The organism is Aquipuribacter hungaricus (assembly GCF_037860755.1).
GTDB lineage: Bacteria > Actinomycetota > Actinomycetes > Actinomycetales > JBBAYJ01 > Aquipuribacter > Aquipuribacter hungaricus.
Genome location: NZ_JBBEOI010000417.1, coordinates 1 through 1,408, shown reverse-complemented (window position 1 = coordinate 1,408; position 1,408 = coordinate 1). Strand labels below are relative to the sequence as shown.

Annotated in this window: 1 protein-coding gene; it reads right to left on the bottom strand. The window is 77.2% G+C overall.

Annotation, left to right across the window (positions count from 1 at the left end; translation table 11 throughout):
• Positions 1-1,408: bifunctional uroporphyrinogen-III C-methyltransferase/uroporphyrinogen-III synthase (locus WCS02_RS20290; RefSeq protein ID WP_340296126.1), on the bottom strand; the 1,408-nt coding region annotated here is incomplete at both ends.

The window sequence follows — 1,408 nt, the reverse complement described above, 5'->3', positions numbered from 1 at the left end:
CGCTGGGACGGGCGCGCCCACTCCGTGCCGCTGCCCTCGGCCGCGGCACGGCCGGCCGCGCCGTGGGCCGCGAGCGCGTCGACGAGCGCCCGGACCTCGGGCACGGGTGCCAGGACGTCGACGCGCAGGCCGTGCTCCTCCGCGGTGGCGGCGGTGCGGGGACCGATGCACGCGATGACGGTCGAGGCGTGCGGCTTGCCCGCGATGCCGACGAGGTTGCGGACCGTCGAGCTGGACGTGAACAGCACCGCGTCGAAGCCGCCGGACTTGATGGCGTCGCGCACCGGGGCGGCGGGCGGCGCCGCGCGCACCGTCCGGTAGGCGGTGACGTCGTCGACCTCCCAGCCCATCTCCTGCAGGCCGGCCACCAGGGTGTCGGTGGCGATGTCGGCGCGCGGCAGCAGCACCCGGTCGATCGGGTCCAGCTGCGGGTCGAAGGCCGGCCACTCCTCGAGCAGCCCCTTGGCGGACTGCTCGCCGGAGGGGACGAGGTCGGGCTCGAGGCCCCACTCGCGCAGCGCCTCGGCCGTCACGCCGCCGACCGCGGCGATCCGCAGCCCGGAGAAGGACCGGGCGTCCAGGCCGAGCGCGTCGAGCTGCTCGCGGACGGCGCGGACGGCGTTGACGCTGGTGAAGCCCACCCACTCGTAGCGGCCGGTGACGAGCCCGCGCACGGCCTTGTCCATCTGCTGCGGGGTGCGCGGCGGCTCGACGGAGATCGTGGGGACCACGACCGGGTCGGCGCCGAGCTCGCGCAGGTGCTCGACGACCGACGTCGACTGGTCCTTGGTGCGAGGGACGAGGACGCGCCAGCCGAACAGCGGCCGGTTCTCGAACCACGAGAGCTGGTCGCGCTGGCCGACGGCGTCGCCGACGACGAGGGAGACCGGCTCGGCGAGACCGCCGAGGACGTCGCCGACCTTGGCCAGGGCCACCTCGACCGAGCGCTGCGACGTGGTCGTCGCGCAGGAGACGACGACCGCGGGCGCGTCGGGGCTCCAGCCGAGCGCGACGAGCCGCTCGGCCGCCCCGCCCAGGAGCCCGCGGGCGCCGAGGACGACGACGGTGTCGGCGCCGCCGCTGCCCGGGGCGACGAGCTCGGTCGCCGGGTCGGTGACGTGGACGACGTGGACCCGTTCGGTGCCGGTGGGCGCGACGGGGACGCCGGCGTACACCGGGACCGCGAAGGCCGCCGAGACGCCGGGGACGAGCTCGACGTCCGCACCGGCGGTCCGGACGGCGGCGATCTCGGCGGCGACGGAGGAGAACGTCGTCGCGTCGCCGGCGACCAGCCGGACGACGCGCGCGCCGTCGACCGCCAGCGCGGCGACCTGCCGGGGCCGGGCGGCACGGGCGAGCTCGGTGCCGTCGGCGTCGGCCGCCAGGCGCACCACCTCGACGTCCGGGC